Source organism: Actinomadura rifamycini DSM 43936 (assembly GCF_000425065.1).
In the GTDB taxonomy this organism is placed as follows: domain Bacteria; phylum Actinomycetota; class Actinomycetes; order Streptosporangiales; family Streptosporangiaceae; genus Spirillospora; species Spirillospora rifamycini.
Genome location: NZ_AULB01000024.1, coordinates 1 through 25,659, shown reverse-complemented (window position 1 = coordinate 25,659; position 25,659 = coordinate 1). Strand labels below are relative to the sequence as shown.

At 75.3% G+C, this 25,659-nt stretch carries 27 protein-coding genes, 3 tRNA genes and 1 pseudogene; 18 read left to right on the top strand and 13 right to left on the bottom strand.

Translation table 11 applies throughout. The annotated features are described in order from the left end of the window. Positions 1 to 45 precede the first annotated feature (45 nt). Positions 46 to 873 (bottom strand): SAM hydrolase/SAM-dependent halogenase family protein, encoded by an 828-nt coding sequence (locus H505_RS0122745; RefSeq protein WP_026403820.1) that lies wholly within the window; start codon positions 871 to 873, stop codon positions 46 to 48. A 147-nt stretch (positions 874 to 1,020) separates the two neighbouring features. Between H505_RS0122745 and H505_RS0122740 the strand changes: the two genes are divergently transcribed. Further along, a complete protein-coding gene (locus H505_RS0122740; protein WP_034519416.1) occupies positions 1,021 to 1,944 on the top strand; it encodes a LysR family transcriptional regulator in 924 nt (307 codons plus the stop codon). On the opposite strand, the gene H505_RS0122735 is transcribed toward H505_RS0122740, so the two are convergent. The 5 genes from H505_RS0122735 to H505_RS0122715 all read right to left on the bottom strand — a co-directional run bounded on the left by H505_RS0122735 (position 1,941) and on the right by H505_RS0122715 (position 5,013). Next, positions 1,941 to 2,342 carry a RidA family protein gene (locus tag H505_RS0122735; protein ID WP_026403818.1) on the bottom strand — a complete coding sequence of 134 codons (402 nt, stop codon included), beginning with the start codon at positions 2,340 to 2,342 and terminating at the stop codon, positions 1,941 to 1,943. The two genes, H505_RS0122740 and H505_RS0122735, sit on opposite strands and share 4 nt — an antisense overlap. 79 nt (positions 2,343 to 2,421) lie before the next feature. Then, entirely contained in the window at positions 2,422 to 2,727 is a 306-nt protein-coding gene (locus H505_RS0122730) for a DUF202 domain-containing protein (protein WP_026403817.1), read from the bottom strand. Between the two features lie 55 nt (positions 2,728 to 2,782). Continuing rightward, the gene (locus H505_RS0122725) at positions 2,783 to 3,172 is read right to left on the bottom strand and encodes a YidH family protein (protein ID WP_026403816.1); all 390 of its coding nucleotides are present in this window, start codon (positions 3,170 to 3,172) and stop codon (positions 2,783 to 2,785) included. A gap of 425 nt (positions 3,173 to 3,597) precedes the next feature. Further along, positions 3,598 to 4,221, bottom strand: a complete 624-nt coding sequence (locus tag H505_RS0122720) for a MerR family transcriptional regulator (RefSeq protein ID WP_026403815.1) — start codon at positions 4,219 to 4,221, stop codon at positions 3,598 to 3,600. Between the two features lie 72 nt (positions 4,222 to 4,293). After that, positions 4,294 to 5,013: an IclR family transcriptional regulator gene (locus H505_RS0122715; RefSeq protein WP_026403814.1), complete on the bottom strand. Its 720-nt coding sequence runs from the start codon at positions 5,011 to 5,013 to the stop codon at positions 4,294 to 4,296. 116 nt (positions 5,014 to 5,129) lie between these two features. Here H505_RS0122715 and leuC point away from each other — a divergent pair, with 116 nt between their 5' ends. The 4 genes from leuC (at position 5,130) to H505_RS0122695 (ending at position 7,977) form a co-directional block, all read left to right on the top strand. Then, complete coding sequence (leuC, locus tag H505_RS0122710) at positions 5,130 to 6,527, top strand: 3-isopropylmalate dehydratase large subunit (protein ID WP_026403813.1); 1,398 nt, start codon at positions 5,130 to 5,132, stop codon at positions 6,525 to 6,527. Between the two features lie 9 nt (positions 6,528 to 6,536). Further along, positions 6,537 to 7,124, top strand: a complete 588-nt coding sequence (gene leuD, locus H505_RS0122705; RefSeq protein ID WP_026403812.1) for a 3-isopropylmalate dehydratase small subunit — start codon at positions 6,537 to 6,539, stop codon at positions 7,122 to 7,124. Positions 7,125 to 7,306: 182 nt separating this feature from the next. Further along, positions 7,307 to 7,540, top strand: coding sequence for an SCO5555 family protein (locus H505_RS0122700; protein WP_026403811.1), 234 nt, complete (start codon positions 7,307 to 7,309; stop codon positions 7,538 to 7,540). A gap of 158 nt (positions 7,541 to 7,698) precedes the next feature. Beyond that, positions 7,699 to 7,977, top strand: a complete 279-nt coding sequence (locus H505_RS0122695) for an HU family DNA-binding protein (RefSeq protein ID WP_026403810.1) — start codon at positions 7,699 to 7,701, stop codon at positions 7,975 to 7,977. Between the two features lie 122 nt (positions 7,978 to 8,099). On the opposite strand, the gene H505_RS50680 is transcribed toward H505_RS0122695, so the two are convergent. Further along, on the bottom strand, positions 8,100 to 8,312 hold the full coding sequence (locus tag H505_RS50680) for a cold-shock protein (RefSeq protein ID WP_026403809.1): 213 nt from the start codon (positions 8,310 to 8,312) through the stop codon (positions 8,100 to 8,102). 29 nt (positions 8,313 to 8,341) lie between these two features. Next, positions 8,342 to 9,016: a 2-phospho-L-lactate guanylyltransferase gene (gene cofC / locus H505_RS0122685; RefSeq protein WP_026403808.1), complete on the bottom strand. Its 675-nt coding sequence runs from the start codon at positions 9,014 to 9,016 to the stop codon at positions 8,342 to 8,344. Between the two features lie 85 nt (positions 9,017 to 9,101). On the opposite strand from cofC, the gene H505_RS43750 reads away from it, so the two are divergent. From H505_RS43750 to H505_RS0122670, 3 genes are all read left to right on the top strand, one after another. After that, the gene (locus tag H505_RS43750; protein ID WP_051301054.1) at positions 9,102 to 9,932 is read left to right on the top strand and encodes a lysophospholipid acyltransferase family protein; all 831 of its coding nucleotides are present in this window, start codon (positions 9,102 to 9,104) and stop codon (positions 9,930 to 9,932) included. Between the two features lie 17 nt (positions 9,933 to 9,949). Then, positions 9,950 to 10,939 carry an NAD(P)H-dependent glycerol-3-phosphate dehydrogenase gene (locus tag H505_RS0122675; protein WP_034519411.1) on the top strand — a complete coding sequence of 330 codons (990 nt, stop codon included), beginning with the start codon at positions 9,950 to 9,952 and terminating at the stop codon, positions 10,937 to 10,939. Between the two features lie 78 nt (positions 10,940 to 11,017). Then, on the top strand, positions 11,018 to 12,136 hold the full coding sequence (locus H505_RS0122670; protein ID WP_026403806.1) for a D-alanine--D-alanine ligase family protein: 1,119 nt from the start codon (positions 11,018 to 11,020) through the stop codon (positions 12,134 to 12,136). Between the two features lie 18 nt (positions 12,137 to 12,154). Here the strand turns inward: H505_RS0122670 and H505_RS0122665 are convergent, their stop codons facing one another. After that, a complete protein-coding gene (locus tag H505_RS0122665; RefSeq protein WP_026403805.1) occupies positions 12,155 to 14,056 on the bottom strand; it encodes a beta-propeller domain-containing protein in 1,902 nt (633 codons plus the stop codon). Positions 14,057 to 14,200: 144 nt separating this feature from the next. Between H505_RS0122665 and H505_RS47970 the strand changes: the two genes are divergently transcribed. The 5 genes from H505_RS47970 (at position 14,201) to H505_RS0122640 (ending at position 16,746) form a co-directional block, all read left to right on the top strand. After that, a complete protein-coding gene (locus H505_RS47970) occupies positions 14,201 to 15,589 on the top strand; it encodes a protein kinase domain-containing protein (protein ID WP_051301053.1) in 1,389 nt (462 codons plus the stop codon). A 223-nt stretch (positions 15,590 to 15,812) separates the two neighbouring features. Continuing rightward, positions 15,813 to 15,886: transfer RNA gene (locus H505_RS0122655), tRNA-Leu, on the top strand. Positions 15,887 to 15,891: 5 nt separating this feature from the next. Continuing rightward, positions 15,892 to 15,964: transfer RNA gene (locus H505_RS0122650), tRNA-Leu, on the top strand. A 38-nt stretch (positions 15,965 to 16,002) separates the two neighbouring features. Further along, positions 16,003 to 16,085: transfer RNA gene (locus tag H505_RS0122645), tRNA-Tyr, on the top strand. A 79-nt stretch (positions 16,086 to 16,164) separates the two neighbouring features. Beyond that, entirely contained in the window at positions 16,165 to 16,746 is a 582-nt protein-coding gene (locus H505_RS0122640) for a TetR/AcrR family transcriptional regulator (RefSeq protein WP_233617736.1), read from the top strand. 18 nt (positions 16,747 to 16,764) lie between these two features. On the opposite strand, the gene H505_RS0122635 is transcribed toward H505_RS0122640, so the two are convergent. Then, entirely contained in the window at positions 16,765 to 17,229 is a 465-nt protein-coding gene (locus H505_RS0122635) for a DUF3515 domain-containing protein (RefSeq protein WP_034519364.1), read from the bottom strand. A gap of 18 nt (positions 17,230 to 17,247) precedes the next feature. Continuing rightward, positions 17,248 to 17,481 (bottom strand): Lrp/AsnC ligand binding domain-containing protein, encoded by a 234-nt coding sequence (locus tag H505_RS0122630; protein ID WP_026403802.1) that lies wholly within the window; start codon positions 17,479 to 17,481, stop codon positions 17,248 to 17,250. Between the two features lie 117 nt (positions 17,482 to 17,598). On the opposite strand from H505_RS0122630, the gene H505_RS0122625 reads away from it, so the two are divergent. The 3 genes from H505_RS0122625 to thiD all read left to right on the top strand — a co-directional run bounded on the left by H505_RS0122625 (position 17,599) and on the right by thiD (position 20,404). Next, entirely contained in the window at positions 17,599 to 18,519 is a 921-nt protein-coding gene (locus H505_RS0122625) for a thiamine-phosphate kinase (RefSeq protein ID WP_026403801.1), read from the top strand. A gap of 101 nt (positions 18,520 to 18,620) precedes the next feature. Continuing rightward, on the top strand, positions 18,621 to 19,529 hold the full coding sequence (locus tag H505_RS52470; protein WP_051301051.1) for a cellulose binding domain-containing protein: 909 nt from the start codon (positions 18,621 to 18,623) through the stop codon (positions 19,527 to 19,529). Positions 19,530 to 19,588: 59 nt separating this feature from the next. After that, the gene (gene thiD / locus H505_RS0122615; protein WP_026403800.1) at positions 19,589 to 20,404 is read left to right on the top strand and encodes a bifunctional hydroxymethylpyrimidine kinase/phosphomethylpyrimidine kinase; all 816 of its coding nucleotides are present in this window, start codon (positions 19,589 to 19,591) and stop codon (positions 20,402 to 20,404) included. Between the two features lie 148 nt (positions 20,405 to 20,552). Here thiD and rpmB read toward each other — a convergent pair whose 3' ends face one another. Then, complete coding sequence (rpmB, locus tag H505_RS0122610) at positions 20,553 to 20,747, bottom strand: 50S ribosomal protein L28 (RefSeq protein WP_026341916.1); 195 nt, start codon at positions 20,745 to 20,747, stop codon at positions 20,553 to 20,555. A 220-nt stretch (positions 20,748 to 20,967) separates the two neighbouring features. Between rpmB and recG the strand changes: the two genes are divergently transcribed. After that, positions 20,968 to 23,154 carry an ATP-dependent DNA helicase RecG gene (gene recG, locus H505_RS0122605; protein WP_026403799.1) on the top strand — a complete coding sequence of 729 codons (2,187 nt, stop codon included), beginning with the start codon at positions 20,968 to 20,970 and terminating at the stop codon, positions 23,152 to 23,154. Positions 23,155 to 23,322: 168 nt separating this feature from the next. After that, positions 23,323 to 25,224 carry a serine/threonine-protein kinase gene (locus tag H505_RS51110; RefSeq protein WP_051301050.1) on the top strand — a complete coding sequence of 634 codons (1,902 nt, stop codon included), beginning with the start codon at positions 23,323 to 23,325 and terminating at the stop codon, positions 25,222 to 25,224. 70 nt (positions 25,225 to 25,294) lie between these two features. Here H505_RS51110 and H505_RS51105 read toward each other — a convergent pair. Next, positions 25,295 to 25,659 (bottom strand): annotated as a pseudogene (locus H505_RS51105) (hypothetical protein); the annotation flags it as partial.

The window sequence follows — 25,659 nt, the reverse complement described above, 5'->3', positions numbered from 1 at the left end:
TGCTCGGTGGTGGAGGTGTTCGGTGGTGGAGGTGTTCGGTGGTGGTCAGGCGGCCGGGACGGCGCGCAGGACGATCGAGGTCACGCCGGCGAGCCCGAGGACCTCGGTCGCCGACCCGCGGTTGACGGCCAGGCCGAGCCAGCCGGACGAGTCGGTCCACAGCAGCGCGCCGCCGGGCGGCACGCCGCCGAAGGTCTCGGCGAAGGGGACGCGCGCGGTGCGCTCGGCGCCGTCCGGTCCCGTCCAGGCGACGTCCAGCGGGGTGCCGGGCTCCGGCGCGCCGAGCGCGGCGGCGAGGTCGTCCGGCCGCGCGCCGAGCACGAGGCTGCCGAACCGGTCCGTGTACAGGACCGGGACGGTCAGCTCCCCGGCGGCGGCGACCGGCGCCGGGACGTCGAGGGGCAGCGGCTCCACGGCCGGGCCGAACGCGTCGACGGGGACGCCCGCGGCGGCGTGCGCGGCGGCGGGGGAGAAGACGTCGCGCCCGTGGAACGACGCCGACACGTCGGGCAGCCGGTAGGCGGGGTCCTCCAGCGCGTGCGCCGCGGCGGCGCCGCCGAGCGCCTCGGCCGCCGGGAGCAGCAGCCCGTTGTCCGGGCCGACCAGCACGTCCCCGCGTCCGGTGCGGAGCGCGACCGGCCGCCGCGACGTCCCGACGCCCGGATCGACGATCCCGACGTGCACGCCCCGCGGCAGGTACGGCAGCGCCTGCCGCAGCAGCATCGCGCCCTCCCGCACGTCGAACGGCGTGATCTCGTCGCTGAGCACCAGCACGTTCGCGTCCGGGACGATGCCGTACATCACGCCCGCGCAGACGGCGGTGTAGGCGGCGCCGAAATCGGTCGCCAGGCTGATGAACGGACGATCGGGCATGGACACCTCGGGACCTGCGGTGATGACGGAGGGTGAGGTGCAAAAGGGTACCAACCGGTGATCACGCTCGGCACGCCGCGCACCCCGGGGGCCGTCCGGCCCGGCGTCCCGCGCCGGCCGCCCGCCCCGCCCGTATCCTCGCGGGTGATGCGCCCCGAAGCCCTCGACCCCGTGCTGCTCCGCACGTTCGTCGCCGTCGCCGACCTCGGCTCCTTCACCGCCGCCGCGTCCGCCGGCGGCTACACCCAGTCGGCCGTGTCCCGGCAGATCGCCGCCCTGGAGGACCTCTGCGGCGTCGAACTGTTCGCGCGCGGCGCCCGCGGCGTCCGCCCGACCCCCGCCGCCGAGCACCTCCTGCCGCACGCCCGCGCCCTCCTCGACCGGCTCGCCGACACGGCCCGCGCCCTCGACGGGCTGCGCCGCCTCGACGCCGGGACCCTCCGGATCGGCGCGTTCCCGACCGCGAACGTGGCGCTCGTCCCGGACGCCCTGGCCCGCCTCCGGGCGCGGCACCCCGGCGTGCGGGTCGTCCTGCGCGAGGACCTGACCGAGCGGCTGGCGCCGATGCTCGACGCGGGCGACCTCGACATCGCCGTCGTCAGCACGCACAAGGTCCCCGCCCCCGCCGGGGACCCGGTCCGGCTCCTCGACGACGAACTGCTCGTCGCCCTCCCGCACGACCATCCGCTCGCGGCGCGGCGGCGCGTGCCCCTCGACGCCCTCGCGGACGACCCGTGGATCGTCGCCGACGACCCCGCGGCCGTCGCCGCCCTGCACGCCCGCTGCGAGGCCGCCGGCTTCACCCCGCGCACGCCGCTGCGGGCCGCCGAGTGGATCTCGAAGCTCGGCCTCGTCGCCGCGGGCTTCGGCGTCACGTTCGTCCCGTCCCTGGCCGCCCCCGGCGCGGCGCGGGAGGGCGTCGTCCTGCGGGCGGTCGCGCCGGAGCCGCCGCGCCGCACCGTGTACGCGGCGGTGGGCCGGCACGCCCGCAGGTCCCCGCCGGCGGCGGCGTTCCTGCGGGACCTGCGGGACGCCGCGGCCGCCGCGGCCGGCCCGGCCGCGTCCGGCTAGACGGCCGCGACGACCTCGACCTCGAGCAGCGCGTCCGGGTGGAAGAGCCGCGCCACCTCCACCGTCGTGCTCGTCGGCGCCGGGCTCGGCAGGTACCGGGCCCGCACCGCGCCGTACTCGGGCAGCCGGTCGAGGTCGGTGAGGAACGTGCGGATGCTGACGATGTCGGCGAACCCGGCGCCGTGCGCGGCGAGGATCCGTTCCAGCAGGGAGAAGATCACCTCCGACTGCCGCGTCATGTCGCCGGGCGCCGCCACCGTGCCGTCGTCCAGGAGGGCGATCTGCCCCGAGACGTACAGCATCGGTCCGGACGCCACATGGACGGCGTGCGAGTAGAGCGGCGTCGGCGGCGCCGGGACGGTCGTGGGGTCGCTGTGCGTGATTCGTGTCTGGGTCATGGCGCGACCGACGCTAGGCGGCGGCGAGCCATGACACCAGCGAAGGATTCGCACATCAGGCATGCGTACCGCGCATGCCTCAGACCGCGAACAGGATCACCGCGACGGCCAGCAGGATCGTCAGGCCCGTCGCGATCAGGACGGACTCCGCGTCGGCGATCCGCCCGCCGTTCGGCAGCCGCTCCCCGCGCCGCCGCAGGTTCGCGCGCGTCCGGCGCACCTGGAGCGCGGCGGCTCCGCACACGACCGCCGCCGCCGTCGCCGCGGCCACCGCCGACGGCGCCAGCCGCACGCAGAACAGCCCCGCGACGACCAGCGCGAGCGTCGTCCGCGACCAGGCCAGCGCCGTCCGCTCCGGTTGCGCGCCCCGGTCCCAGAGCTTCACGGCCGCCCGCCGCCGGGCGCGGCGCGCCGCCGGCGGGACGGTGCCGGGGGGGCGGTCATCGGGTGAGCAGGAGGGCGACGACGAGGGCGACCGCCCCGACCGCCAGGCCGTACGACATGAGCGGGGCGAGGGCCGGGGGCGGGAGGGTCTCGTCGCGGCGCAGCGCGCGCTCGGTGCGCAGCCAGCGGCGGAACGCCAGCGCGGCCACGAGCGCGCCGGCGGCGGAGAAGCCGATCGCGAGGACGTGCCGCAGCGGCGCGTCCACGAGGTCGCCGGCCAGCGCCACGCCGACGCCGCCCGCGACCAGGGCCAGCGCCGTCCGGATCCAGGCGAGGAAGGTCCGCTCGTTGGCGAGGGTGAAGCGCGGGTCGGGGTCGCTGCCCTCGGCGAGCAGGCGGTCGGTCCATCGGCCGCCCGGGGACTCGGGGGAACGCGTCGCGGTCATCGGTGTGGCGAACCTGCATTCGGGGAAAAGGGGCGGCCGGTTGCCGCTCTCGTCCCTTCATATTAAGTGATGACCGCAATTCTCGATTTGTCGGCTTTTCCCATCCAACAGCTGGGAAAAGTTCGCTCGTGTCGGGCGGCGCCCGCTGGACCGGCCGGGAGCGTCGCAGTATCGGCCCAGGTCAGGACGGGCGCACCGGCCGCTCGTCCCGCCCGTCTTGCGTGCTCGGCGCCACGCGGAAGCCGCTCGTTTTCGACCGTCGGTCAGAGGGGCCGGCAGGTCGTTGTAGGCGCACGGACGAGCCGCGTCGGGAATGCCGTTCCGGGGCTCGTTCGTCCACGGGACGAACCATTCGCCGGGGGCGGCCGGAAGCCGAAGAAGCAGGGGAGGCCCCGGCCCGGCAGGATCGGCGGACACGTGTCACGTCACGGGGCGAACCGGCGGGCGGAGGCGTCCTCCTGGGCCAGCCGGTGCAGGGCCGCGAAGACCCGCTCGTACACGACGGTCGTCACCAGCAGCGACCGGGCCGTCCGGGCGCGCGGGGCCGCCTCGTCGATGCGGGCGACCTCGTGCTCGGCGACGCCCGCGGCGGCGCGGACGTACGGGCGCAGGTCGGCGAGCGTGACCGGGTACCCGAGGCGGCGCAGCGAGACGAACGCGGCGGCGAGCAGGTCGCGGGCGGGGGCGTCGGCGGCGACGCGCCAGTCCAGTTCGCGGACGAGCGCGTCGACGTCCTGCCGGGCGGCGCGCCAGTCGGGATCGGCGGGGGCGGCGGCGTCCGGGCCGACGGCGCGCTGCGCGGCGCCGACCAGCCCGTGCGGGCCGCAGTCGCCGTCGACGGCCGCGACGACCTCGCGGATCGCCGCGACCGGCAGGTCGCCGACCTCGCGCAGCGCGTTGATCAGCCGCAGCCGCTCCAGGTGCGCGGGGCCGTACTCGGACCGGGTGGCGCTCACCGCCGAGCCCCCGGGCAGCAGCCCCTGCCGGATGTAGAACTTGATCGTCTGCACCGTCAGGCCGCTGCGGTCGCTCAGCTCGGAGATCTGCACCGCGCACCCCCCTCGCCCGGAGGGTAGCTCCGATCCGGCCGCCCCCGCGGGCGGTTCGGCGCTATTCGCAGGTCAGGACGCGGTGCGGCGCATCCCCTCGGAGATCTTCTCGGCGGCGGCGATGACGGGACCGGCGTGCAGCCGGCCGGGGGAGCGGGTGAGGCGCTCGAGGGGCCCGGACACCGACACCGCGGCGATCACCCGTCCGGCGGCGCCGCGGATCGGGGCCGACACCGAGCCGACGCCCTGCTCCCGCTCGCCGACGCTCTGCGCCCAGCCCCGGCGGCGGACGGACGCGAGCGTCGCGGCCTCGAACTTCGCGCCGCGCAGGCCCCGGTGCAGCCGGTCGGGGTCCTCCCACGCGAGCAGGATCTGCGCGGCGGACCCGGCGGTCATCGGGAGGGCGGCCCCGACCGGGATGGTGTCGCGCAGCCCGCTGCTGCGCTCGGCCGCGGCGACGCAGACCCGGACGTCCCCCTGGCGGCGGAACAGCGACGCGCTCTCGCCCGTCAGGTCGCGGAGCTGCGACAGGATCGGCTGGGCGATGGCGAGCAGGCGGTCCTCGCCGGCCGCGACGGACAGTTCCGCGAGGCGCGGGCCGAGGATGAACCGGCCCTGCGCGTCGCGGTGCACGAACCGGTGGTGCTCCAGCGCGACGGCGAGCCGGTGGGCGGTCGGCCGGGCCAGCCCGGTGCTCTGGACGAGCTGGGCGAGCGACGCCGGACCCGCTTCGAGCGCGTTCAGCACGAGAACCGCTTTGTCAAGTACGCCGACTCCGCTAGAGTTGTCCATGTCCTGATATTGCAGTCTCGGAATGTGAGATGCAAATCGGGGCGGACAAGACCAGCGGTGCGCGGCGGCATCCACCGCGACGCGCCGGACGAATCATGACAGGTGAGGTGGGAGCGATGGGCCGGACACTGGCCGAGAAGGTGTACGACGCGCACGTCGTACGGCGTGCCGAGGGCGAGCCCGACCTCCTCTACATCGACCTGCACCTGGTGCACGAGGTCACCAGCCCGCAGGCGTTCGACGGGCTGCGGATGAACGGCCGCCGGGTCCGCCGCCCCGACCTGACGATCGCCACCGAGGACCACAACGTCCCGACGACCGACCTGCTCAAGCCGATCGCCGACCCGGTGTCGCGCACCCAGGTCGAGACGCTGCGCAAGAACTGCTCCGAGTTCGGCGTCCGCCTGCACCCGATGGGCGACGACGGCCAGGGCATCGTCCACGTCATCGGCCCGCAGCTCGGCCTGACCCAGCCGGGCATGACGGTCGTGTGCGGCGATTCCCACACCTCCACGCACGGCGCGTTCGGCGCGCTCGCGTTCGGCATCGGCACCAGCGAGGTCGAGCACGTCCTCGCCACCCAGACGCTGCCGCAGGTCAAGCCGAAGACGATGGCCGTCACCGTCGAGGGCGAACTGCCCGCGGGCGTCACCGCCAAGGACCTCATCCTGGCGATCATCGCCCGGATCGGCACCGGCGGCGGCCAGGGCCACATCATCGAGTACCGCGGCGAGGCGATCCGCTCGCTGTCGATGGAAGGCCGCATGACCGTCTGCAACATGTCGATCGAGGCCGGCGCCCGCGCGGGCATGATCGCCCCGGATGAGGCGACCTTCGACTACATCAAGGGCCGCCCCCACGCCCCCCAGGGTGCCGACTGGGACGCGGCCGTCGAGTACTGGACGTCCCTGCGCACCGACGACGACGCGGTCTTCGACAAGGAGATCGTCATCGACGCCGCCGAGCTGACCCCGTTCGTCACCTGGGGCACCAACCCCGGCCAGGGCCTCCCGCTCGGCGAGTCCGTGCCCGACCCGGCGTCCTTCACCGACCCCGTCGAGCGCCAGGCCGCCGAGCGCGCCCTCGAGTACATGGGCCTCACCGCCGGGACGCCCCTGCGCGAGGTCGCCGTCGACACCGTCTTCGTCGGCTCCTGCACCAACGGGCGCATCGAGGACCTGCGCGCCGTCGCGGACGTCCTCAAGGACCGCAAGGTCGCCGACGGCGTCCGCATGCTGGTCGTCCCGGGGTCCATGGAGGTCAAGAAGCAGGCCGAGCAGGAGGGCCTCGACGGGGTCATCTCCGCCTCGGGCGCCGAGTGGCGGGAGGCGGGCTGCTCGATGTGCCTCGCCATGAACCCCGACAAGCTCACCCCGGGCGAGCGCAGCGCCTCGACGTCCAACCGCAACTTCGAAGGACGGCAGGGGCCGGGCGGCCGCACCCACCTGGTGTCGCCCGCCGTCGCCGCCGCCACCGCCGTCACCGGCCGCCTGGCCGCTCCCGCCGACCTCTGAGGAACCACGATGGAAGCGTTCACGACCTACACCGGGCGCGCGGTCCCGCTGCGCCGCAGCAACGTCGACACCGACCAGATCATCCCCGCCGTCTGGCTCAAGCAGGTCAGCCGCACCGGCTTCGACAAGGGCCTGTTCTCCGCGTGGCGCGAGGACCCCGGCTTCGTCCTCAACCAGCCGCAGTACGCGGGCGCCGGGATCCTGGTCGCCGGCCCCGACTTCGGCACCGGCTCGTCCCGCGAGCACGCCGTCTGGGCCCTCCAGCAGTACGGCTTCCGCGTCGTCATCGCGCCCCGCTTCGGCGACATCTTCCGCAACAACTCCACCAAGATGGGCCTGCTGCCGGTCGTCCTCACCGGCGAGCAGGTCGAGCGCCTCCAGGCCCTCGTCGAGCAGGACCCGGCGCTGGAGATCACGGTCGACCTCGAGAAGCGCGAGGTCCGGTACGGCGCCGAGACCGCGTCCTTCGAGATCGACGACTACACCCGCTGGCGCCTGATGGAGGGCCTGGACGACATCGGCCTCACCCTCCGCCACGCCGAGGCCATCGCCGACTTCGAGGCCACCCGCCACCCCTGGAAGCCCGTCACCCTCTGAGACCCGCGCGGTACACCTTTCGCGGTGGCGGGGGGTGCGTCGTGGGGCGGAGAACGGGGAGGTTGGAGCCCGGGCCGTGGGGGCGGTCCGGGCCTTCGGCGTACCCGGGTGCGGGGGGCGAATCGCGGGGCAGGGACAATCGAGGTGTGCGGAGGCCCGAACGAGTGTTGGGGGGGATACACGTGACCTCGGCCCCGTGGGACGGACCGGCGTGGGAGGACCCGGAGCTGACCCGGCTCGCGCGCCGGTTGCGCGACGCCCATCGCGCCGTCGCGCCGCTCCCGCCGTCCGTCCGGCAGCGGCTCATCCGGCACCTCTTGGCGATCACCGATCTGGCGAAGCGCGACGCCGCCCTGGCCGCACGCAGGCTGGAGGCGTTCCTCGCCGATTTCCAAGACGCGCCCGACGTCCGTTAGCGTGCGCAGTGGCCGGATCCGGTCCGGTCACCCGGCGAGACGGGGACGAGAACGACAAAAACGGCCGCGACACGCCAGTCATTGCGTGCAGGTGATTGTGTCGGTGCTGAGGGTCCCTTAGTTTCGTTCGGGCAAGGGGGGAACTAGAGGAGTAACCCATGAACAAGCGTGAGCTGGTCGACGCGATCTCTGACCGGCTGGGCAGCAAGAAGGCCGCAGCCGAGGCCGTCGACGCCATCCTGGAGGCGATCCAGACCGCCGTCGCCAAGGGCGACAAGGTCGCGATCACCGGGTTCGGTTCGTTCGAGAAGGCCGACCGGCCTGCCCGTACGGCCCGTAACCCCGCAACGGGCAAGACCATCGAGGTTCCGGCGACGTCCGTGCCGAAGTTCAAGGCCGGCGCGGACTTCAAGAACCTGGTGGCCGGAAAGAAGTAGCCGCACGGCGAAGGCGCCCGGGACCGATCGGCATGGTCCCGGGCGCCTTCGCTTCTGTCCGGGGGCCGTGCGTCCGGGGGCCGTGCGTCCGGGGGCCGTGCGTCCGGGGTCGTGCGTCCGGGTCAGGGGGACGCCGGCGGCAGCGGGAACGTCGAGAGCGTCACCACCGCGACCCGGCCCTCGTGCAGCGCGAGGTTGACCCGCTGCCCGAACCGCAGCAGCCGCAGGCCGCCCGCGTCGAACGCGGCGGCGTCGAACGGCAGTTCCGTCCCGTCGTCCAGCAGCACGCTGCCCGAGCGCGTCTCGTCGTCGAACGTCCGCACCGTCGCCTGCATGCCGATCACCCTACGCCGGGGCCCGCCGCTCACGCGTCGGCGGCGAGGGCGGGCAGCCGGGCCGCGACCGACGCGGTGTGCGGGCCCGCCCCGAGCGCGAGAACCGCTCGAAGATCGTCCGGCGTGTCCACATCCCGGCGTACGCTGTCGATGGAGTCCAGGACCAGTTCCCGGGCGCCCCCGGCGCGGTGCGCGGCGCGCGAGCCGTGCCCGAACGCCGGGGCGAACGGGACGCCGGGACGCGCGGTGTACAGGGTGGTGCCGACGCCCGCCGCGTCCGGGACGAACGCGTGCGGCGCGGCCGCGGCGGCGTCGAGGACGCGCGCGAGTTCGTCCGGTCGCAAAGCGGGCAAGTCAGCAGAAAGCGCCCCCACACCCGCGTCCGGGGCGGCCTCCCGGCCCCGCGCGGCCCCGTACTCCAGGGCCGGGTTGAGGCCCGCGTCGGGCTCGTCGGGCACGATCCGGGCGCCGAGGGCGGCCAGTTCGGCGGCCGGAAGGGGATCGTCGGTGACGACAATCACAGCGCGGACGCGGGCGCAGCGCAGTGCGGCGGCGACCGTGTCGGTGGCCACGGCCAGGGCGAGGTCCCGCCGGTGCGGGCCCGCAGCCGCGGACATCCGGGTCTTCGCCCTGGCCAGGACCTTGACCGGCACGACGAGCGACCACTGGAGGCGGGGCGCGCTGGGCGCAGCTTCAGAAGACATGGCAACTCGACACTATGCGCACGCAACCACGAAACTTGAGGACACCCCGCGTTCGTCCGGGGTACGGATCGGAAGGGGACGGGGCATGAGCCACGGGTATTCGCCGGCCTGGCGCAAGCTCACGATCGTCATCCTGCGCCCGCTGCTGTTCGGGCTGCTGAAACGGGATTGGCGGGGCCGGGGCAACGTACCCGGGGAGGGCGGTGTGATCATCGCCGCGAACCACATCTCCGAGTCCGATCCGCTGGCGCTCGCCCACTTCGTCTACGAGGCGGGCCGCTACCCCGTCTACCTGGCCAAGTCCACGCTGTTCGACGTGCGGTTCTTCCGGACCGTCCTGCGCGGCACCGGGCAGATCCCCGTGTACCGGGACAGCGCGGACGCGTCGATGGCGCTCCGGGACGCCGAACGCGCGCTGCTGGACGGCGAGTGCCTGATGTTCTACCCCGAGGGGAGCTGCACCCGCGACCCCGAGCTGTGGCCCATGACCGGCCAGACGGGCGTCGCGCGGATGGCGCTGAAGACGGGCGCGCAGGTCGTCCCGGTGGCGAGCTGGGGCGCGCACGAGCTGCTGCCGTACAAGAAGGGCGAGCAGACCGGCCTCGCGGGCTCCCTGAAGAAGGGCTTCCACCCGTTCCCCCGCAAGACGATGCGGGTCATCGCGGGGCCGCCCGTCGACCTGTCGGAGTACGCGGGCCGCCCGCTCGACCGCGAGACGCTGCGCGCCGCGACCGACGACATCATGACGGCGATCGCCGGGCTGCTCGGCGAGCTGCGCGGCGAGGAGCCGCCGGCGGAGCGCTACGACCACCGCCGCGTGCTGGCGGAACGGCGCGGCGCCGCGGTGCCCGGCGCCCGTCCGGCCGCGGACGACGCCGGGGCGCGCCCGTCCCGGAGCGAGGCGGCGGGCTCGTGACGTTCAAGACCGCGGTGATGGGCGCGGGCTCCTGGGGCACGACGTTCGGCAAGCTGCTGCACGACGCGGGCGGCGAGGTGGTCCTGTGGGGCCGCCGGCCCGGCGTCGTCGAGGCGATCAACGACCGGCACGAGAACACCGACTACCTGCCGGGCATCGCGCTGCCCGAGGGGATGCGCGCCACGCTCGACCCGGCCGAGGCCCTGCGCGGCGCCGACTTCGTCGCGCTCGCCGTCCCGGCCCAGACGCTCCGGGCGAACCTCGCCGGGTGGCTGCCGCACCTGCCGCCCGGTGCCGTCATGGTGAGCCTGATGAAAGGCGTCGAGGACGGCACCACGCTGCGGATGTCGGAGGTCGTGCGGGAGGTCGCGGACGTCCCGCAGGAGCGGGTCGCGGTGTTCTGCGGGCCGAACCTGGCGCGCGAGATCGCGAGCGGGGAGCCCGGCGCGGCCGTCGCGGCGTGCGCGGACGAGGACGCCGCCCGCCGCCTCCAGGCGGCGACGATGACCCCGTACTTCCGCGTGTACACGTCCACGGACGTCATCGGCTGCGAGCTGGGCGGCGCGGTGAAGAACATCGTGGCGCTGTGCGTCGGGATGTCGGTCGGGCTCGGGTTCGGCGCCAGCACGCAGGCGGTGCTGATGACCCGCGGCCTCGCCGAGATCACCCGGCTCGGGGTGGCGATGGGCGCGGACGAGCACACCTTCGCGGGCCTCGCCGGGATGGGCGACCTCGTCGGGACGTGCATGTCGCCGCTGTCGCGCAACCGGACGTTCGGGGAGAACCTCGGCCGGGGCATGACGCTGGAGCAGGTCATCTCGGTGACGAAGCAGACCGCCGAGGGCGTCAAGTCGGCGGAGGCGGTGATGGAGCTGGCCCGCAAGCACAACGTGGAGATGCCGATCACGGAGGCGGTCGCGGCCGTCCTGCACCACGGCATGCCGATCAAGGAGGCCGCCGTGTCGCTGATCTCCCGGTCGCCGAAGGCGGAGCGTTATGGCGTGTGACCTGCGGCGGGCGTCCCGGCGGGCGGGCTCGGGGCGGCCGTGGCCGACCCCGGCCCGGCAGCGGTAGGGTCGGGGATCATGTCCCCATCCAAGATCCGCGTGGCCGTCGTCTTCGGCGGACGCAGCAGCGAGCACGCGATCTCCTGCGTCACCGCCGGAGCCGTGATGGCCGCGATCGACCGGGACCGCTACGACGTGGTGCCGATCGGCATCGCCCGCGACGGCCGCTGGGTGCTGGCGTCCGGCGACCAGCGGCTCGCGATCGAGGACGGCGTGCTGCCCGAGGTGGACGGCGGCGGCACCGCCCTCGCGCTCCCGTTCGACCCCGCCGCCCGCGGCCTCATCGCGGTCGCCCCGGGCGAGGTCCCCGCCGCGCTCGGCGAGGTCGACGTCGTCCTGCCGCTGCTGCACGGCCCCTTCGGCGAGGACGGCACCATCCAGGGCATGCTCGACCTGGCGGGCATCCGCTACGTCGGCGCCGGGGTGCTGGCCAGCGCGGTCGGCATGGACAAGGGCTTCATGAAGCTCGTCTGGCAGGCGCGGGGCCTGCCCGTCGGCCCGTACGTGCTGGTCGGCGACCGGGAGTGGCGCCGCGAGCGCAAGCGCAAGATCGACGAGATCAAGGAGCTCGGCCTGGACGCGGGCCGCGCCGTGTTCGTCAAGCCGGCGCGGGCCGGGTCGAGCATGGGCATCAGCCGCGTCACGTCCGAGGACGCCCTGGAGGCGGCGGTCGAGGCGGCCCGCGAGCACGACCCGAAGGTCATCGTGGAGGCCGCGATCGAGGGCCGCGAGATCGAGTGCGGCGTGCTGCAGGGCGAGGGCGACGGCCCGGCCGAGGCGAGCCTGCCCGCCGAGGTGCTGACGTCCGGCGACAGCGACTTCTACGACTTCGAGACGAAGTACCTCGACGGCGGCACCACGATGGCGATCCCGCCCGACCTCCCGGACGCAGCCGTCGAGGAGGTGCGGCGCGTCGCCGTCGAGGCGTTCGAGGCGCTGGACTGCGAGGGCCTCGCCCGCGTCGACTTCTTCTACACGCCGGACGGCCGCTGGGTCCTCAACGAGATCAACACAATGCCGGGGATGACGCCCACGTCGGCGTTCCCGCAGATGTGGGCCGCGACCGGCCTGGACTACCCGGCCGTCGTCGACCGCCTCATCCGGACCGCCGCCGCCCGCTCCACCGGCCTGCGCTGACCCCGCGGACCGCGCAGGTCACCCGTACGGGAGCCAGGCGCGGTCGGCGAGCGTGGCGGCGTCGGACGCGCGCGCACCGGCGTCGGAGAACGTCCACAGGGCGTCGCCGACCACGAGCGACCGCAGGACGGACGCGCCGGGATGCCCGACGTCCCCGGTCCGCGCGACGCCGTCCCGCGTCACCTTCAGGACGAGCGCCGCGTTCGTCCCGCCGCCGGGTTCGCGCACCGGCAGGACGGTGAGGCCGGTGCGGGCCCAGTACAGGAAGGCGTGCGGGTCGGCCTCCGCGGACGACGTCGCGCCCGGGACCCGGTACGCGTCGATCCGCCGGGGCGGTCCGGCCACGTCGAACAGCGACACCTGGAGGCCCTCGACGCGTCCGGACGCGTCCGCGTCCTGCCCGACGCCGAGGAGGCGCCCGTCCGCCACCGGGTGGAGGTAGGCCGAGTAACCGGTGATCTTCAGTTCGCCGGTGGCGCGGGGGCGGCGCGGGTCGGACAGGTCGAGCGCGTACAGCGGGTCGGTGCGGCGGAACGTCACCACGTAGGCGGTCGGCCCGGTGAAGCGGACCGCGTGGATGCGCTCGGTCTTCCCGAGGCCGCCGACGCGGCCGATCCCGTCGAGGCGCGGCCCGCGCCGCCGGAGGACGTGCAGCGCGCTGCTCGACGCCCGCGCGTCATCGGGCCGGGACGTCGTCGCGACCCGGAGGTGCCCGTTGTGCTCGGACAGCGCGTACTGGTTCAGCAGCCGCCCGGGCACCGACCCGGACGCGGCGAACTCCGGGGGCCCGCCCGGCCGCAGCGCGAGCATGTGGACGTCCGTCCGCTCGGCCGCCGCGGACCGCTCGACGTACGGGCGCGGCCGGGTGCCCGTGATGTACAGGTTCTTTCCGTTGCCGTACACGGTGGACCCGTCGACCGCGACGCCCATCGGCCGCGGGTCGGCGAGGCCGCCCGCGAGGTCGAGGGTCAGCACGCTGAGCATCGCGCCGCTCCCGCCGTACGCGGCCGGGCGGCTGACCCGGTCGCACGGCGCCCGGAACGCGTCCACCCGCCCGCCGCCGCGGTCGACGCGGAACGCGGGCAGCCAGGCGTCCAGCGGCGCCCGCAGCACCGCCCGCCGGTTCGCCTCGATCGCCGCAGCCGCGTCGCCGGGGGCCGCCGGACGGCCCGGCCGCGGCCGGGGGAAGTCGATCCGCGGCGTCGACCGGACGACGACGTGGACGGTCCCGCCGGTGCGCCGCGCGTCCACGTACTCGGTGTCGGACGTCAGCGTCGCGACGACGCGCGGCGCTCCCGCGACGTCCACGAGCGTCAGCCGCGTCCGCGGAGCCGGGGGAGAGGGCGGGGGCGGGACCGGACGCGCCGCCCCGCCGTCCTCCGGGAGCCGCGCCCGGCCCTCGAACGCCACCGCCGTCCGCCGCGACTCCAGCACCAGGACGCGGTCGCCGTCCATCAGCAGCTTCCGGTCGCCGCCCGCGGCGGAGCCGGGCAGGTCCAGCGTGTGCGCGATCTTCCGGGACGCGGGGTCGATGACGTGCAGGCCGCCGCCGCCGAGGGCGACGATGCGGCGGCCGTCCGTCTTGACGAGGTCCGGCTCGTCCGCGCCGGGCTCGTGCGCGTTCGTCAGGGAGTGCTCCGGGACGGGCGCCGCCTCCGCCGCGGCACCCGGCACGGCGGGCGCGGACCGCCGCATCTCGAGCGCCGACGAGTCCGGGGCCGCCGGCCCGTCCGGCCCGACCTGCATCGCGGTCGCCCGCCGCAGGCCGTCCAGCAGCCGCTCGCAGGAGCGGTAGCCGACCAGGGCCATCGGGGGCGGGGGCGGCGGAGCCGGGGGCTCCTCGGCGCGCAGGGCGCAGCCGCCCGCCGCCACCGCCGACGCGGCGGCCATCGCGACCGCCGGGACCGTACGTGCGCGCATTCGCGTGAGACGCGGCCCGGGCGCGTCCGGTTCCCCCGGAAGCCGAAGACAGAGACCCGGTCGAGATCGGTCGCCGCGTCGCGGGGCGTCCGGATATGCAACGCTTGGTGCGACCGCCCCCCCCACCTCGAGGAGAACGCACCCGTGTGGCATGCCGAGACACCGGAGCGCATCGGCCCGTACCGGGTGATGGACCGGCTCGGCGAAGGCGGGATGGGCACCGTCTACACCGGCGCGGACGACACCGGCCGCAAGGTCGCGATCAAGGTCATCCGGCGCGAGTACGCCGCCGACCCCCAGTACCGGGCCCGGTTCGAGTCCGAGGTGCGGGCCGCCCAGCGCGTCCGCCCGTTCTGCACCGCGCCCGTCCTGGACGCCGACCCGCACGCCGACCCCCCGTACCTCGTGACCGAGTTCGTCAACGGGCAGAGCCTCGACGCCGCCGTCGCCGAGAGCGGATCGCTGCGCGGCGCCGACCTGGAGGCCGTCGCGGTCGGCATCGCCACCGCGCTGACCGCCATCCACGACGCCGGCGTCGTCCACCGCGACCTCAAGCCCGCGAACGTCCTGCTGTCCACCTTCGGGCCCCGCGTCATCGACTTCGGCATCGCCCGCTCCCTCGGCGGGACGCGGCTGACCGCGACCGGCGGCATCGTCGGCACCCCCGCGTTCATGGCCCCCGAGCAGCTCGACGGGCGCGGCGCGTCCCCCGCCTCGGACGTCTGGGCGTGGGGCGCCACCGTCGCGTTCGCCGCCCGCGGCGACACCTGCTTCGCGGCCGACTCCCTCCCGGCGGTCATCCACCGGATCATGAGCACGGAGCCCGACCTGAGCGGGCTGGACGGCTCGCTCCTGCACACCGTGCGCCGCGCCCTCGCGAAGGACCCGGAGCGGCGGCCGTCCGCCCAGGAACTCCTCGACGGGCTCATCTCCAGCGGCGTCCGGACGCCGCAGCAGCAGCACACGAGCCCGCCGCGTCCCGTCCCGCGGCAGGAGCAGCAGAGCACGAGCCCGCCGCGCCCCGCCCCGCCGGTGCCGGGCCCGTCCGCCCACCCGGGGCCCGCGCTCGCCGACGGCGAGGCCGAGGCGCTCGTCGAGCGGCAGTACCGGCAGGCCGCCCAGGCCGGCGACCCGGCGGCGATGCGCAACCTCGCCGCGCTGCTCGGCGGCCAGGGCCGCACCGCCGAGGCCGAGTCGTGGGCCCGGTACGCCGACGCCGTCGCGACCCGCCCGTCCTACGGCCCGCCGCGCCACCACGCGCCGCCGAACCCGCACCCGAACCCGCACGTGAAGCCGCCGCTCAACAGCTACGCGATCTACGCCCTGACGTTCGGGCTCGTCGGCCTCGTGACGTGCGGCCTCCCGTCCATCCCGGCGATCGTCGCCGGGCACATCGCCTGGAGCCGCGTGCGCCGCTCCGGCGAACGCGGCCTCGGCCTCGCCATCACCGGCATCGCCCTCGGCTGGCTCATGGTCGCGTTCTGGCTGATCATCCTCATCGGGATCCTGGCGCCGCCGGCCGACGGGGCGTGAACAAACCGGTTGTGCCCCCGCCGCGCCGGATGGCACCGTAGACCACGTCAGCCCGCCGAAGGCGGTGACGCGAGACCCGAGAGGAGGACCGGCCATGGCCCTGCCGCCGTATCGACCGAGCAGCCGACTGCCCTCGGCGTCGCACGTTGGCCCCGGCCGGTATCCCGCCTCCTGAGGCACCCCGGACGAGCCGCCGCGAGCGACGCCTCCCCGCCCGACACGAGCGGCTCTACCCCAACCGGCAGAGGGACCACTTTCAGGAAGTGGACGTTCCGGGTTCGAATCCCGGGAGCCGCACGCACGCCTCCGTAGTCCAACGGCAGAGACGGCAGCATGAGGTGCTGTGTGCTGGGGGTTCGAATCCCTCCGGGGGCACGACGCGGACCGCGTCCTTCGGGACGCCGGCCGCACGAGGGGCGGCGCCGACGCCGGAGAGTCGGGCCTGCCTGTAAAGCAGGTGCCTCGCGCTGAGTGGGTTCGACTCCCACCCGCCCTACCGAACCGGTTCCCCCGAACCGGCCCCGCCGATCCGCCGGTGTTGGCATTCGGGGCCGTCCTGGACTATGTCTAGACGGGTGTCCGGGGAACAGGTGACGATCGAGGCCACGCGGCGGCGCCTCACCGAGCGGCAGGCCGAGACGGTGCGGCGGCTGACCGGCGCCGCCGTCGACGAGCTCCGCGAGAGCGGCTACGACGGGCTGACCGTCCGCAACGTCGCCCGCCGCGCCGGGGTCGCGCCCGCGACCGCCTACACCTACTTCGCCTCCAAGAACCACCTGATCACCGAGGTGTTCTGGCGCCGGCTCGGCGGGCTGCCGCCGGTCCGGGCGGACGGCCCGCCGCGCGCGCGGGCGATCGAGGTGCTGCGGGAGATCGCGCTGCTGGTGTCGGACGAGCCCGAGCTGGCGGCGGCCTGCACGACGGCGATGCTCGGCACCGACCCGGACGTCCGCGAACTGCGGACCCGCATCGGCGTCGCGATCCGCGAGCGGCTCACGGCGGCGCTGGGCGAGCACGCCGACGAGCGGACGCTCGGCGCGCTGGAGCTGGCCTACTCCGGTGCGCTGCTGCACGCGGGCATGGGGTACACGTCGTACTCCCGCATGGCCGACCGGCTCGCCGAGATGGCCGAGCTGATCCTGCCCCGCCCCGAGTGAGCCGCCGGGGCCGTCCGGTCAGATCTGGCCCTCGGGCTTCTGCGGGATCGTGGCCTTGATCGCCGGGGAGAGCTCGATGAGGACGTCGCCCGCCGGGTGGTACTCCGGCGGGACCGTCACCTCCACGTACGCCTGCCGGGCCACCGCCGTGTAGGTGACCGGTGGGTCACTGGGGGTGGGGTACCAGTCGATCCCGTTGATCGTGACGAGCTGCGACTCCGGCCGGAGCGTCGCCGGGCGCGGGACGCCGCAGCGCAGCCCGATCGCGGGCGACCCCCACGCCGCCGTGAGCGCCGACTCCGGCGAGGTGTCCCGCCGGTCCTGCCCGCGCAGCTTCTCCGGCAGCCGCAGCCCCTCGCAGAGCCGCCGCGCCGCCGCGTCCGGCTCCGGCGGCCGGACCTGCACCGCGCCGTCGCCGCACGCCGCGCTGAGCGCGGCCACCAAGGCCAGGGCCGTCGCCGGCGCCCCCCGACGCTTCACCATCGACCGCTTGCTCTCCCGTCAGATGTGCACGATCGGGCAGGTCAGCGTCCGGGTGATCCCTTTGACGGTCTGGATCTGCGCGACGACGAGCTTGCCCAGTTCGTCCACGTTGTTCGCCTCCGCCCGGACGATCACGTCGTAGGGGCCGGTGACGTCCTCCGCGCGCGTGACGCCCGTCATGCCGGAGATATGGCCCGCCACTTCGGCGGCCTTGCCGACTTCGGTCTGGATGAGGATGTAGGCCTGCACCATCACGTCCTCCCCGGGGCGGAGAAAATGCCGTCGGACGGTTCACCGTATCGCGTCGCCGCCCCCGGCGGGCGGCCGGGGCGGTACGAACCGGCGGCCGCGCGGTGAAAACATGGGCGGATGGCGACGATCGGGGAGCTGGGCGAGTTCGGGCTGATCGAGCGGCTGACGGCGCGGCTGCCGCGGGGCCCGCGGGTGCCGCTCGGGCCGGGGGACGACGCGGCGGTGGTCGCGGCGCCGGACGGGCGGGTGGTCGCGACGACCGACCTGCTCGTCGAGGGCCGGCACTTCCGCCGCGACTGGTCGGGCCCCTACGACATCGGCCGCAAGGCCGCCGCGCAGAACCTCGCGGACGTCGCCGCCATGGGCGCCCGCCCCACCGCGCTGCTCGTCGGGTTCGCCGCGCCGACCGCGACCGCGGCGGACTGGGCGGACGGCCTGTACGCGGGCCTCGCCGACGAGTGCGCGGCCGCGGGGGCGTCCGTCGCCGGGGGAGACGTCGTGGCGGCGCCGGAGATCACCCTGGCGGTGACCGCGCTCGGCGACCTCGGGGGCGGCGCGCCGCTCACCCGGGCCGGAGCGCGCCCCGGCGACGTCGTCGCCGTCCGGGGGCGGCTGGGCTTCGCGTCGGCGGGCCTGGAGCTGCTCACCGCCGGACGGGACGGCCCCGCGGAGCTGCTCGCGGCCCACCGGCGCCCGGAGCCGCCCTACGGCGCCGGGCCGCAGGCGCGGGAGCTGGGCGCGACCGCCCTGCTGGACGTCAGCGACGGGCTGCTGCAGGACCTCGGGCACATCGCGGCGGCGAGCGGGGTCCGGGTCGACGTGGAGTCGGCGGCCGTCCCCGTCGCGGACGTCCTCGGCCCCGACGGGCTGCGGCACGCGCTCACCGGCGGCGAGGACCACGCGTTCGCCGGCACGTTCCCGGCGGCGTCCGCCCTGCCGCCGTCCTGGACGCGGATCGGCACCGTCGCGCGCGGAACGGGCGTCCGGGTCGACGGGCGCGTTCCAGAAGGCGGGGGATGGGACCATTTCCGCATGTGAACGGAGCTTCGACCGGAATTAAGGAACGCGGTGCGATCCTCAGGTCGGTAGGCATATTTGGTGCCGGTTTGGTATACATCCCCTGACCGACGAGGAATGGAATGGGACGACACTCCAAGCCCGAGCAGCCCGAGGACGAGCCCGGATCGAGCGCGCAGGCGCCGCCGGGCCGGCCCGTCGGCCCGTCCACCGGACCTCGCTACGACGGCTTCGCCGGCCCCACCGACGATCAGGTGTTCGTGTCCCGGCCGGGCAGCCACCGGCGGCCGTCCGGACCGCCGCGCGGGCACGGCGGCCCGCCGGGCCCGGCGTCCACCGGCCCCCGCGCCACCCTCCCCGACGGCGCGCCCACGATGCCTCCCGCGATGCCTCCCGCGATGCCTCCCGCGATGCCTCCCGGACAGGGCGGCCCGCCCCCGCCCGGGTCCGTGCCGCCCGCCGCCGCGGACCCCGGACCCGAGGAGCCCGACGGGACGGACGCGTCCAAGCCGCGGCGGGTCGCCCGGTTCGTCGGTTCGCTCCCGTTCCCGCTGATGCCGATCGTCGCGCTCGTGATCGCCGTCGGCATCGTGTCGTACGCGCTGAGCACGCAGCAGATCTCCCTCAACTTCGCCGGCGGGGCGCCCAAGAACCCGGAGGCGACGGCCAACGACAGCCAGGTGCTCCAGCACGGTCCCGGGCAGCGCGCCGACGCGGGCGGACGGCCGGACGGGCTCGTCGTCGCGTTCGACGTGGCGTCCAAGAACGCCCAGGGGTTCCGGGCGACCGCCACCATCGCCAACCAGGGGGAGCGGCCGGTCGCCCGGTGGGCCCTCGCCTTCAAGATCCCGAACGCGGTGGTCGCCGAGGTGCAGGGCGCCACCGTCGCCGAGGTCGGGCGGCTCACGAAGGTGCACGGGACCACCGCGATCCCCGCGGGCGACGCCGTGAAGATCGTCTTCACCGCGAGCGGCACGCCCGCCAAGCCCACCTACTGCGTCCTCAACGAGCTGGAGTGCGCGCTCGCCTGAGCGGCGCGCCCCCGGGCCGGGGTGATCCGTAACCGGACGATCCGCAATAAGCTGGACGCATGCCCCACGATGCGCCCGCCCCCCAGGCCCCGCCGCTCGCCCTCACCATCGCCGGTTCCGACTCCGGCGGCGGCGCCGGGATCCAGGCGGACCTCAAGACCATGTTCGCCCTCGGCGTGCACGGCATGAGCGTGATCGCCGCCGTCACCGCGCAGAACTCCCTCGGCGTCCAGGGCTACTGGGAACTGCCCGTGGAGGCCGTGCGCGCCCAGCTCGACTCCGTGCTGTCCGACATCGGGGTGCACGCCCTCAAGACCGGGATGCTCGCCTCGACCACGCTCGTCGAGACGGTCGCCGAGGCCATCGCGGCGTCCGACGCGCCCTCCGTGGTCGACCCGGTCGGCGTGTCGAAGCACGGGGACTCGCTGCTCGCGCCCGAGGCCGTCGACGCCGTCCGCGGGGCGCTGCTGCCCGCCGCGACCGTCGTCACCCCGAACCTGTTCGAGGTCGAGCAGCTCACGGGCGTCAAGGTGGTGGACGAGTCGGGCATGCGGGAGGCCGCGGAGGCGGTCAAGGCGCTCGGCCCGCGGTGGGTGCTGGTGAAGGGCGGACACCTGCCCGGCGAGCCCGCCGACCTGCTGTTCGACGGGGAGCGCGAGCACCGCTTCGCCGCCCCCCGCTACGACAACCGGCACACCCACGGGACGGGCTGCACGCTGGCGTCCGCGATCGCCTCGAACCTGGCGCTGGGCGCGGACGTCCCGACGGCCGTCGCGCGCGCCAAGGAGTACGTGACGGGCGCCATCGCCGCGGGCTTCCCCCTCGGCGCCGGGATCGGCCCGGTCGACCACGCCTGGATGCAGCGGGCCCGGTAGCGGCGACCCCGTGGCGGCGGGCCCGGGCGGCTACAGGCCCGGGTGGCGCCGGGCCCGAAAGGTCTCCGGACATGCGAAAAGTCGGCTCCTCGGACGCTTCCGATGAGCCGACTCGCCGCGCGGGCCGGACCGCCCGTGCCGGACCGTGTCAGACCGTGGGCTTGACGACCTTGCCGGCCTTGATGCAGGACGTGCAGGCGTTGATCCGCTTCGTGCCGCCGTTCACGACGGCGCGCACGCGCTGGATGTTGGGGTTCCAGCGGCGCGGGGTGCGGCGGTGCGAGTGGGAGACGCGCATGCCGAAACCGGGTCCCTTGCCGCAGACGTCGCAAACGGAAGCCACGGGAAACTCCAAGTGGGTGTCGATGCTCTAACCGGAGCGCCGCCCGTCGCCGTAGGGGGCGAACCGGACTTCACCGGCGCTCACGAGGGAACGCCTGGACGAGGCGCATGGATCAGAGTAGCCCACCGCGCCCGCGTTGAGCGAATCGGCCTGCGCCGATGCGGGACATCCGGCCCGCGGCGCCTGATTCGCGTCACCGGCATGGGCTAGAAAGGACGGCGTGGCGAATCTCGACGAGCCGTTGCGGAAGGTACTCGGCGACAAGACGGCCAAGGTGCTGGAGAAGGGCCTCGACCTGCGCACCGTCGGCGACCTCCTGCACCACTACCCGCGCCGGTACGCGCACCGCGGCGAGCTGACCCCGCTCAGCGGCCTGCAGGACGGCGAGCACGTCACCGTCATGGCCGAGGTCGTCAAGGTGCAGGGCCGCAGCATCACCCGCAGCCCCGGCTACGTCCTGGAGATCACCGTCACGGACGGCACCGGCCGGCTCAAGCTCAGCTTCTTCGGCCGCAAGGGCTCCTACAAGCCCGAGAAGGAGCTGTCGCCCGGCACCCGCGGCCTGTTCGCCGGCAAGATCAGCACGTACGTGCCGCGCAGCGGGCAGGTGCAGCGGCAGCTCACCCACCCGCAGTACAAGGTCGTCGCGGAGAAGACCGCCGAGCAGGCCGCGCAGGAGTGGGCCGACGAGATCATCCCGATCTACCCGTCCACCAAGGGCCTCGACATCGAGGCGATCAGCAAGTCCGTCGGCATGGTGCTGGACGGCCTCGAACTGCCGGCCGACCCGATGCCCGCGCCCCTGCTGCGCCGCCGCGGCCTCATCGGGCTGCGCGAGGCGTACGAGGGCATCCACCGGCCGAAGGGCTGGGACGAGCTGGGCCGCGCGAAGGCCCGCCTCAAGTGGGACGAGGCGTTCGTCGTCCAGGTCGCCCTGGCGCAGCGCCGCCGCGCCGCGGGCGCGCTGCCCGCGACGCCGCGCCCGGTCCGGCCGTCCGGCCTGCTCGCCGACTTCGACGCCCGCCTGCCCTTCGAGCTGACCGACGGGCAGCGCGCGGTCGGCGCGGAGATCGCCGCCGACCTCGCCCGCGAGCACCCCATGCACCGCCTCCTCCAGGGCGACGTCGGCGCCGGCAAGACGGTGGTGGCGCTGCGCGGGATGCTGCAGGTGGTGGACGGCGGCGGGCAGGCGGCCCTGCTGGCGCCGACCGAGGTCCTCGCGCAGCAGCACCACCGGTCGATCACCGGGATGCTGGGGGAGCTGGCGCGCGCCGGGCAGCTCGACGGCGCCGAGAACGCGACGCGGGTGGCGCTGCTGACCGGGTCGCTGGGCGCGAAGGCCCGCAAGCAGGCGATGCTGGACGCGGCGTCCGGCGCGGCGGGCATCGTCGTCGGGACGCACGCGCTGCTCCAGGAGTCGGTGCGGTTCGCCGATCTCGGCCTCGTGGTCGTGGACGAGCAGCACCGGTTCGGCGTCGAGCAGCGCGACGCGCTCCGCGAGAAGACCGCCGGGGGGCGGCCGCACGTGCTGGTCATGACGGCGACGCCGATCCCGCGGACCGTCGCGATGACCGTGTTCGGCGACTTGGAGACGTCCGTTCTGGGGCAGCTCCCGGCGGGCCGCTCGGGGATCCAGACCGTCGTGGTGCCGCCGGAGAAGCCCGCGTTCCTCGCGCGGACGTGGGAGCGCATCAAGGAGGAGGCGGGGCGGGGCCGGCAGATCTACATCGTGTGCCCGCGCATCGGCGAGCAGGAGGGCGACGAGGGCGACGCGTACGGGGCCGAGGACGGGCGCCGGTCCCCGCTCGGGATCATGGAGCTGCTGCCGAAGCTGGAGGAGCTCCTCGCCGGGCTGCGCATCGGCGTCCTGCACGGCAAGCTGCCGCCCGACGAGAAGGACGCGGTGATGCGCCGGTTCACCGACCGGGACCTGGACGTCCTGCTCGCCACCACGGTCATCGAGGTCGGCGTCGACGTGCCCAACGCGACCGTCATGGTGATCATGGACGCGGACCGGTTCGGCGTGTCGCAGCTGCACCAGCTGCGCGGCCGGGTCGGCCGAGGGTCCCTGCACGGGCTGTGCCTGCTGGTCACCGACGCAGAGCCGGGGTCGAAGGCCCGCGAGCGGCTCGACGCGGTGGCGTCCACGACCGACGGGTTCGAGCTGTCGCGCCTCGACCTGGAGCAGCGCCGCGAGGGCGACGTCCTCGGCGCCGCGCAGGCGGGCCGCGCGTCCAGCCTGCGGCTGCTCACCCTGCAGCGGGACGAGGACGTCATCCGCGACGCCCGCGAGGAGGCGACCGCGCTCGTCGCGGCCGACCCCGGGCTCGCGGACCACCCGGGCCTGGCCGCCGAGCTGGCGTCCCTGCTGGACGAGGAGCGCGCCGACTTCCTCGAGAAGGGCTGACCGCCCGGGGGCGGCCCGGCCTCCGACCTGACGTCCGACGTGACCGTCGGTCATGCAGAACGCACGGCTCGTCACACGCGTCCAACTTTATGGCGGATGCGGAGTGGCCATCCGGTGCCGCCGCGGGTACGAGTCCCGTGGCGGATCGCCTGCGACGGAGGAGCACCCATGACGGGCGTCGACCCCCTGCTGCCCGGGGACCCCGCGCGGCTGGGCCCGTACGAGCTGGCCGGGCGGCTGGGCGAGGGCGGGCAGAGCATCGTCTACCTGGGGCGGAGGGAGGACGGGTCGGAGGCGGCGGTCAAGCTGCTGCGCGCGCAGCTCAGCGGCAGACCCGAGTGGCGGTCGCGGTTCGAGCGCGAGCTGGGGGTGATCGGGCGGGTCGCCGGGTTCTGCACCGCGCAGGTCCTGGACGCCGACTTCTCCGGCGACACCCCGTACGTGGTGAGCGAGTACGTCCCCGGCCCGTCCCTCAGCGCGCTCGTCGCCGGACGCGGCCCGCGCACCGGGACCGACCTGGACCGGCTCGCGATCGGCACCGTCACCGCGCTCGCCGCGATCCACCGCGCCGGGATCCTGCACCGCGACTTCAAGCCGTCGAACGTCCTGATGGGGCCGGACGGCCCGCGCGTCATCGACTTCGGCATCGCGCGGGTGCTGGGCTCGCCGTCGTCCCGGGGCAGCGGCGTCATGGGGACGCCGTCCTACATGGCGCCCGAGCAGATCGCCGACGGCGACCTCGGCGCGGGCGTCGACATGTTCGCGTGGGCGGCGACGATGCTGTTCGCCGCGACCGGGCGGCACCCGTTCGGCAACGACAACATCTCCGCGGTGTTCCACCGGATCCTGCAGTACGAGCCGGACATGTCCGCGCTTCCCGACTTGCTGCGCGCCGTCGTGGCGGCCTGCCTCGCCAAGGACCCGGCGGGCCGCCCGGAGGCCCAGCAGGTGCTGCTCGACCTGCTGGGCGGCGCGGCCCCGGCCGCGTCCGGCGCGCCCGGCGGGGCGCGGGACGACCGGGCGCTCAGCACCGGCGCGCAGTTCGCCGCCCCCGCGCACGTCCCCCCGCACGCCCCGACGCACCCCGTGCCGCGCCCGTCCGCGCCCGCCGAACCGAACCCGCACGCCGCCCCGGTGCACCACGCCGAAGGCCCGGGGCCGTCCGCGCCGCCGTTCACGGACCCGCACGGGGCGCCGTCCACGAACCCCCGCACGTCCCCGCCCGGGGTCGGCGAGCACGCGGCGAACGCGGTCGACACCGTCCCACCCGGGCGGCGGCGGCGCGGCCTGCGGATCGCCGCGCTCGCGCTGCCGCTGGTGCTGCTCGCCGGCGGCGGGACGACCTGGGCGGTGCTGGCCGCCGGGGACGGCGAGCCGGACCCGCCCGCCGCCGACACCGCCGACACCGCCGCGCCGCCGCCCGCCGCGGCCGCCGCCGTCCGTCCGGCCGAGCACGCGATCACGACCGTGCTGAGCTTCGACCACGCGTCCTACGAGCGGAACGTGACCGCCGCGCACGGGGTCGCCACCGAGCGGTACGGCGCCGACTACGACCGGCAGCTCGCCGCCCGCGACTACCGCGCGGAACTGGAGGCGAAGGACGGCTCGGTGACCACCGACATCGCCGACTCGGCCGTCGTCTCCGCCACCCCGGAGGCGGTGACCGTGCTGGCGTACGTGAAGCGGACGGTGCGCGCGTCCGGCGCCGAGCCGGACCTCCTCGCGGACCCGATGCGCGCCACCATGGTCCGGCGCGGCGACCGCTGGCTGCTCGACACCCTCTACACGCTGAAGGCGGCCTCCCCGCTCGCCCGGACGACCGGCGCGGCGTGGCCGGGAGACCGCGCCCGGGACGTGCTGTCCGCCGTGGCGCGGCACCCGTCGATCACCGCGGGGACGGTCGTGGGCGCGGGCCTGCGGCCCGGCGGGTCCGGGGACGAGGTCACGGCGCTGGTGGCGCTCGGCGCGTGCACGTCCGCCTGCGACGACGCGGACGGGATCGGCTTCCACCGGCTCCGGGTCGGCAGGGCCGGCGACGGCTGGCGGGTGACGGGCGCGCAGGAACTGTGAGGGGGCGCCTCCCGGCCGGGAGGCGCCCCCTCACACGCGGAGCCGACGGACTTCCGTCACGACGGCACGGTCACGACTCCTCGGCTTCGCGCCTGCGCGTCATGGCCACCGCGGCGCCGCCCGCCGCGATGGCGGTCAGGCCGAGCGCCACCAGCGGGAGCGCGTCGGTGCCGGTGAACGGCAGTTCCTTCGGCGGCGTGATGACGCCCGCGATCGTCCCCTCGCCGTCGCCGCTCCCGGCCGCGCCCGCCGCGCCGGACGGCAGGTAGGGCGGTGCCGGCGACGCCGGCGCCGCCGGGTCGGCGGGCAGCGGCGGCGGCTCCGGGCTCGGCGAGCCCGGGTCCTCCGGCGGGACGGGCGGCGTCGGCGGCGTGGGCGGGGTGGGCGGCGACGGGTCCGGCGGGTCCGGCGGCGTCGGCGGCGTCGGCGGGGCGG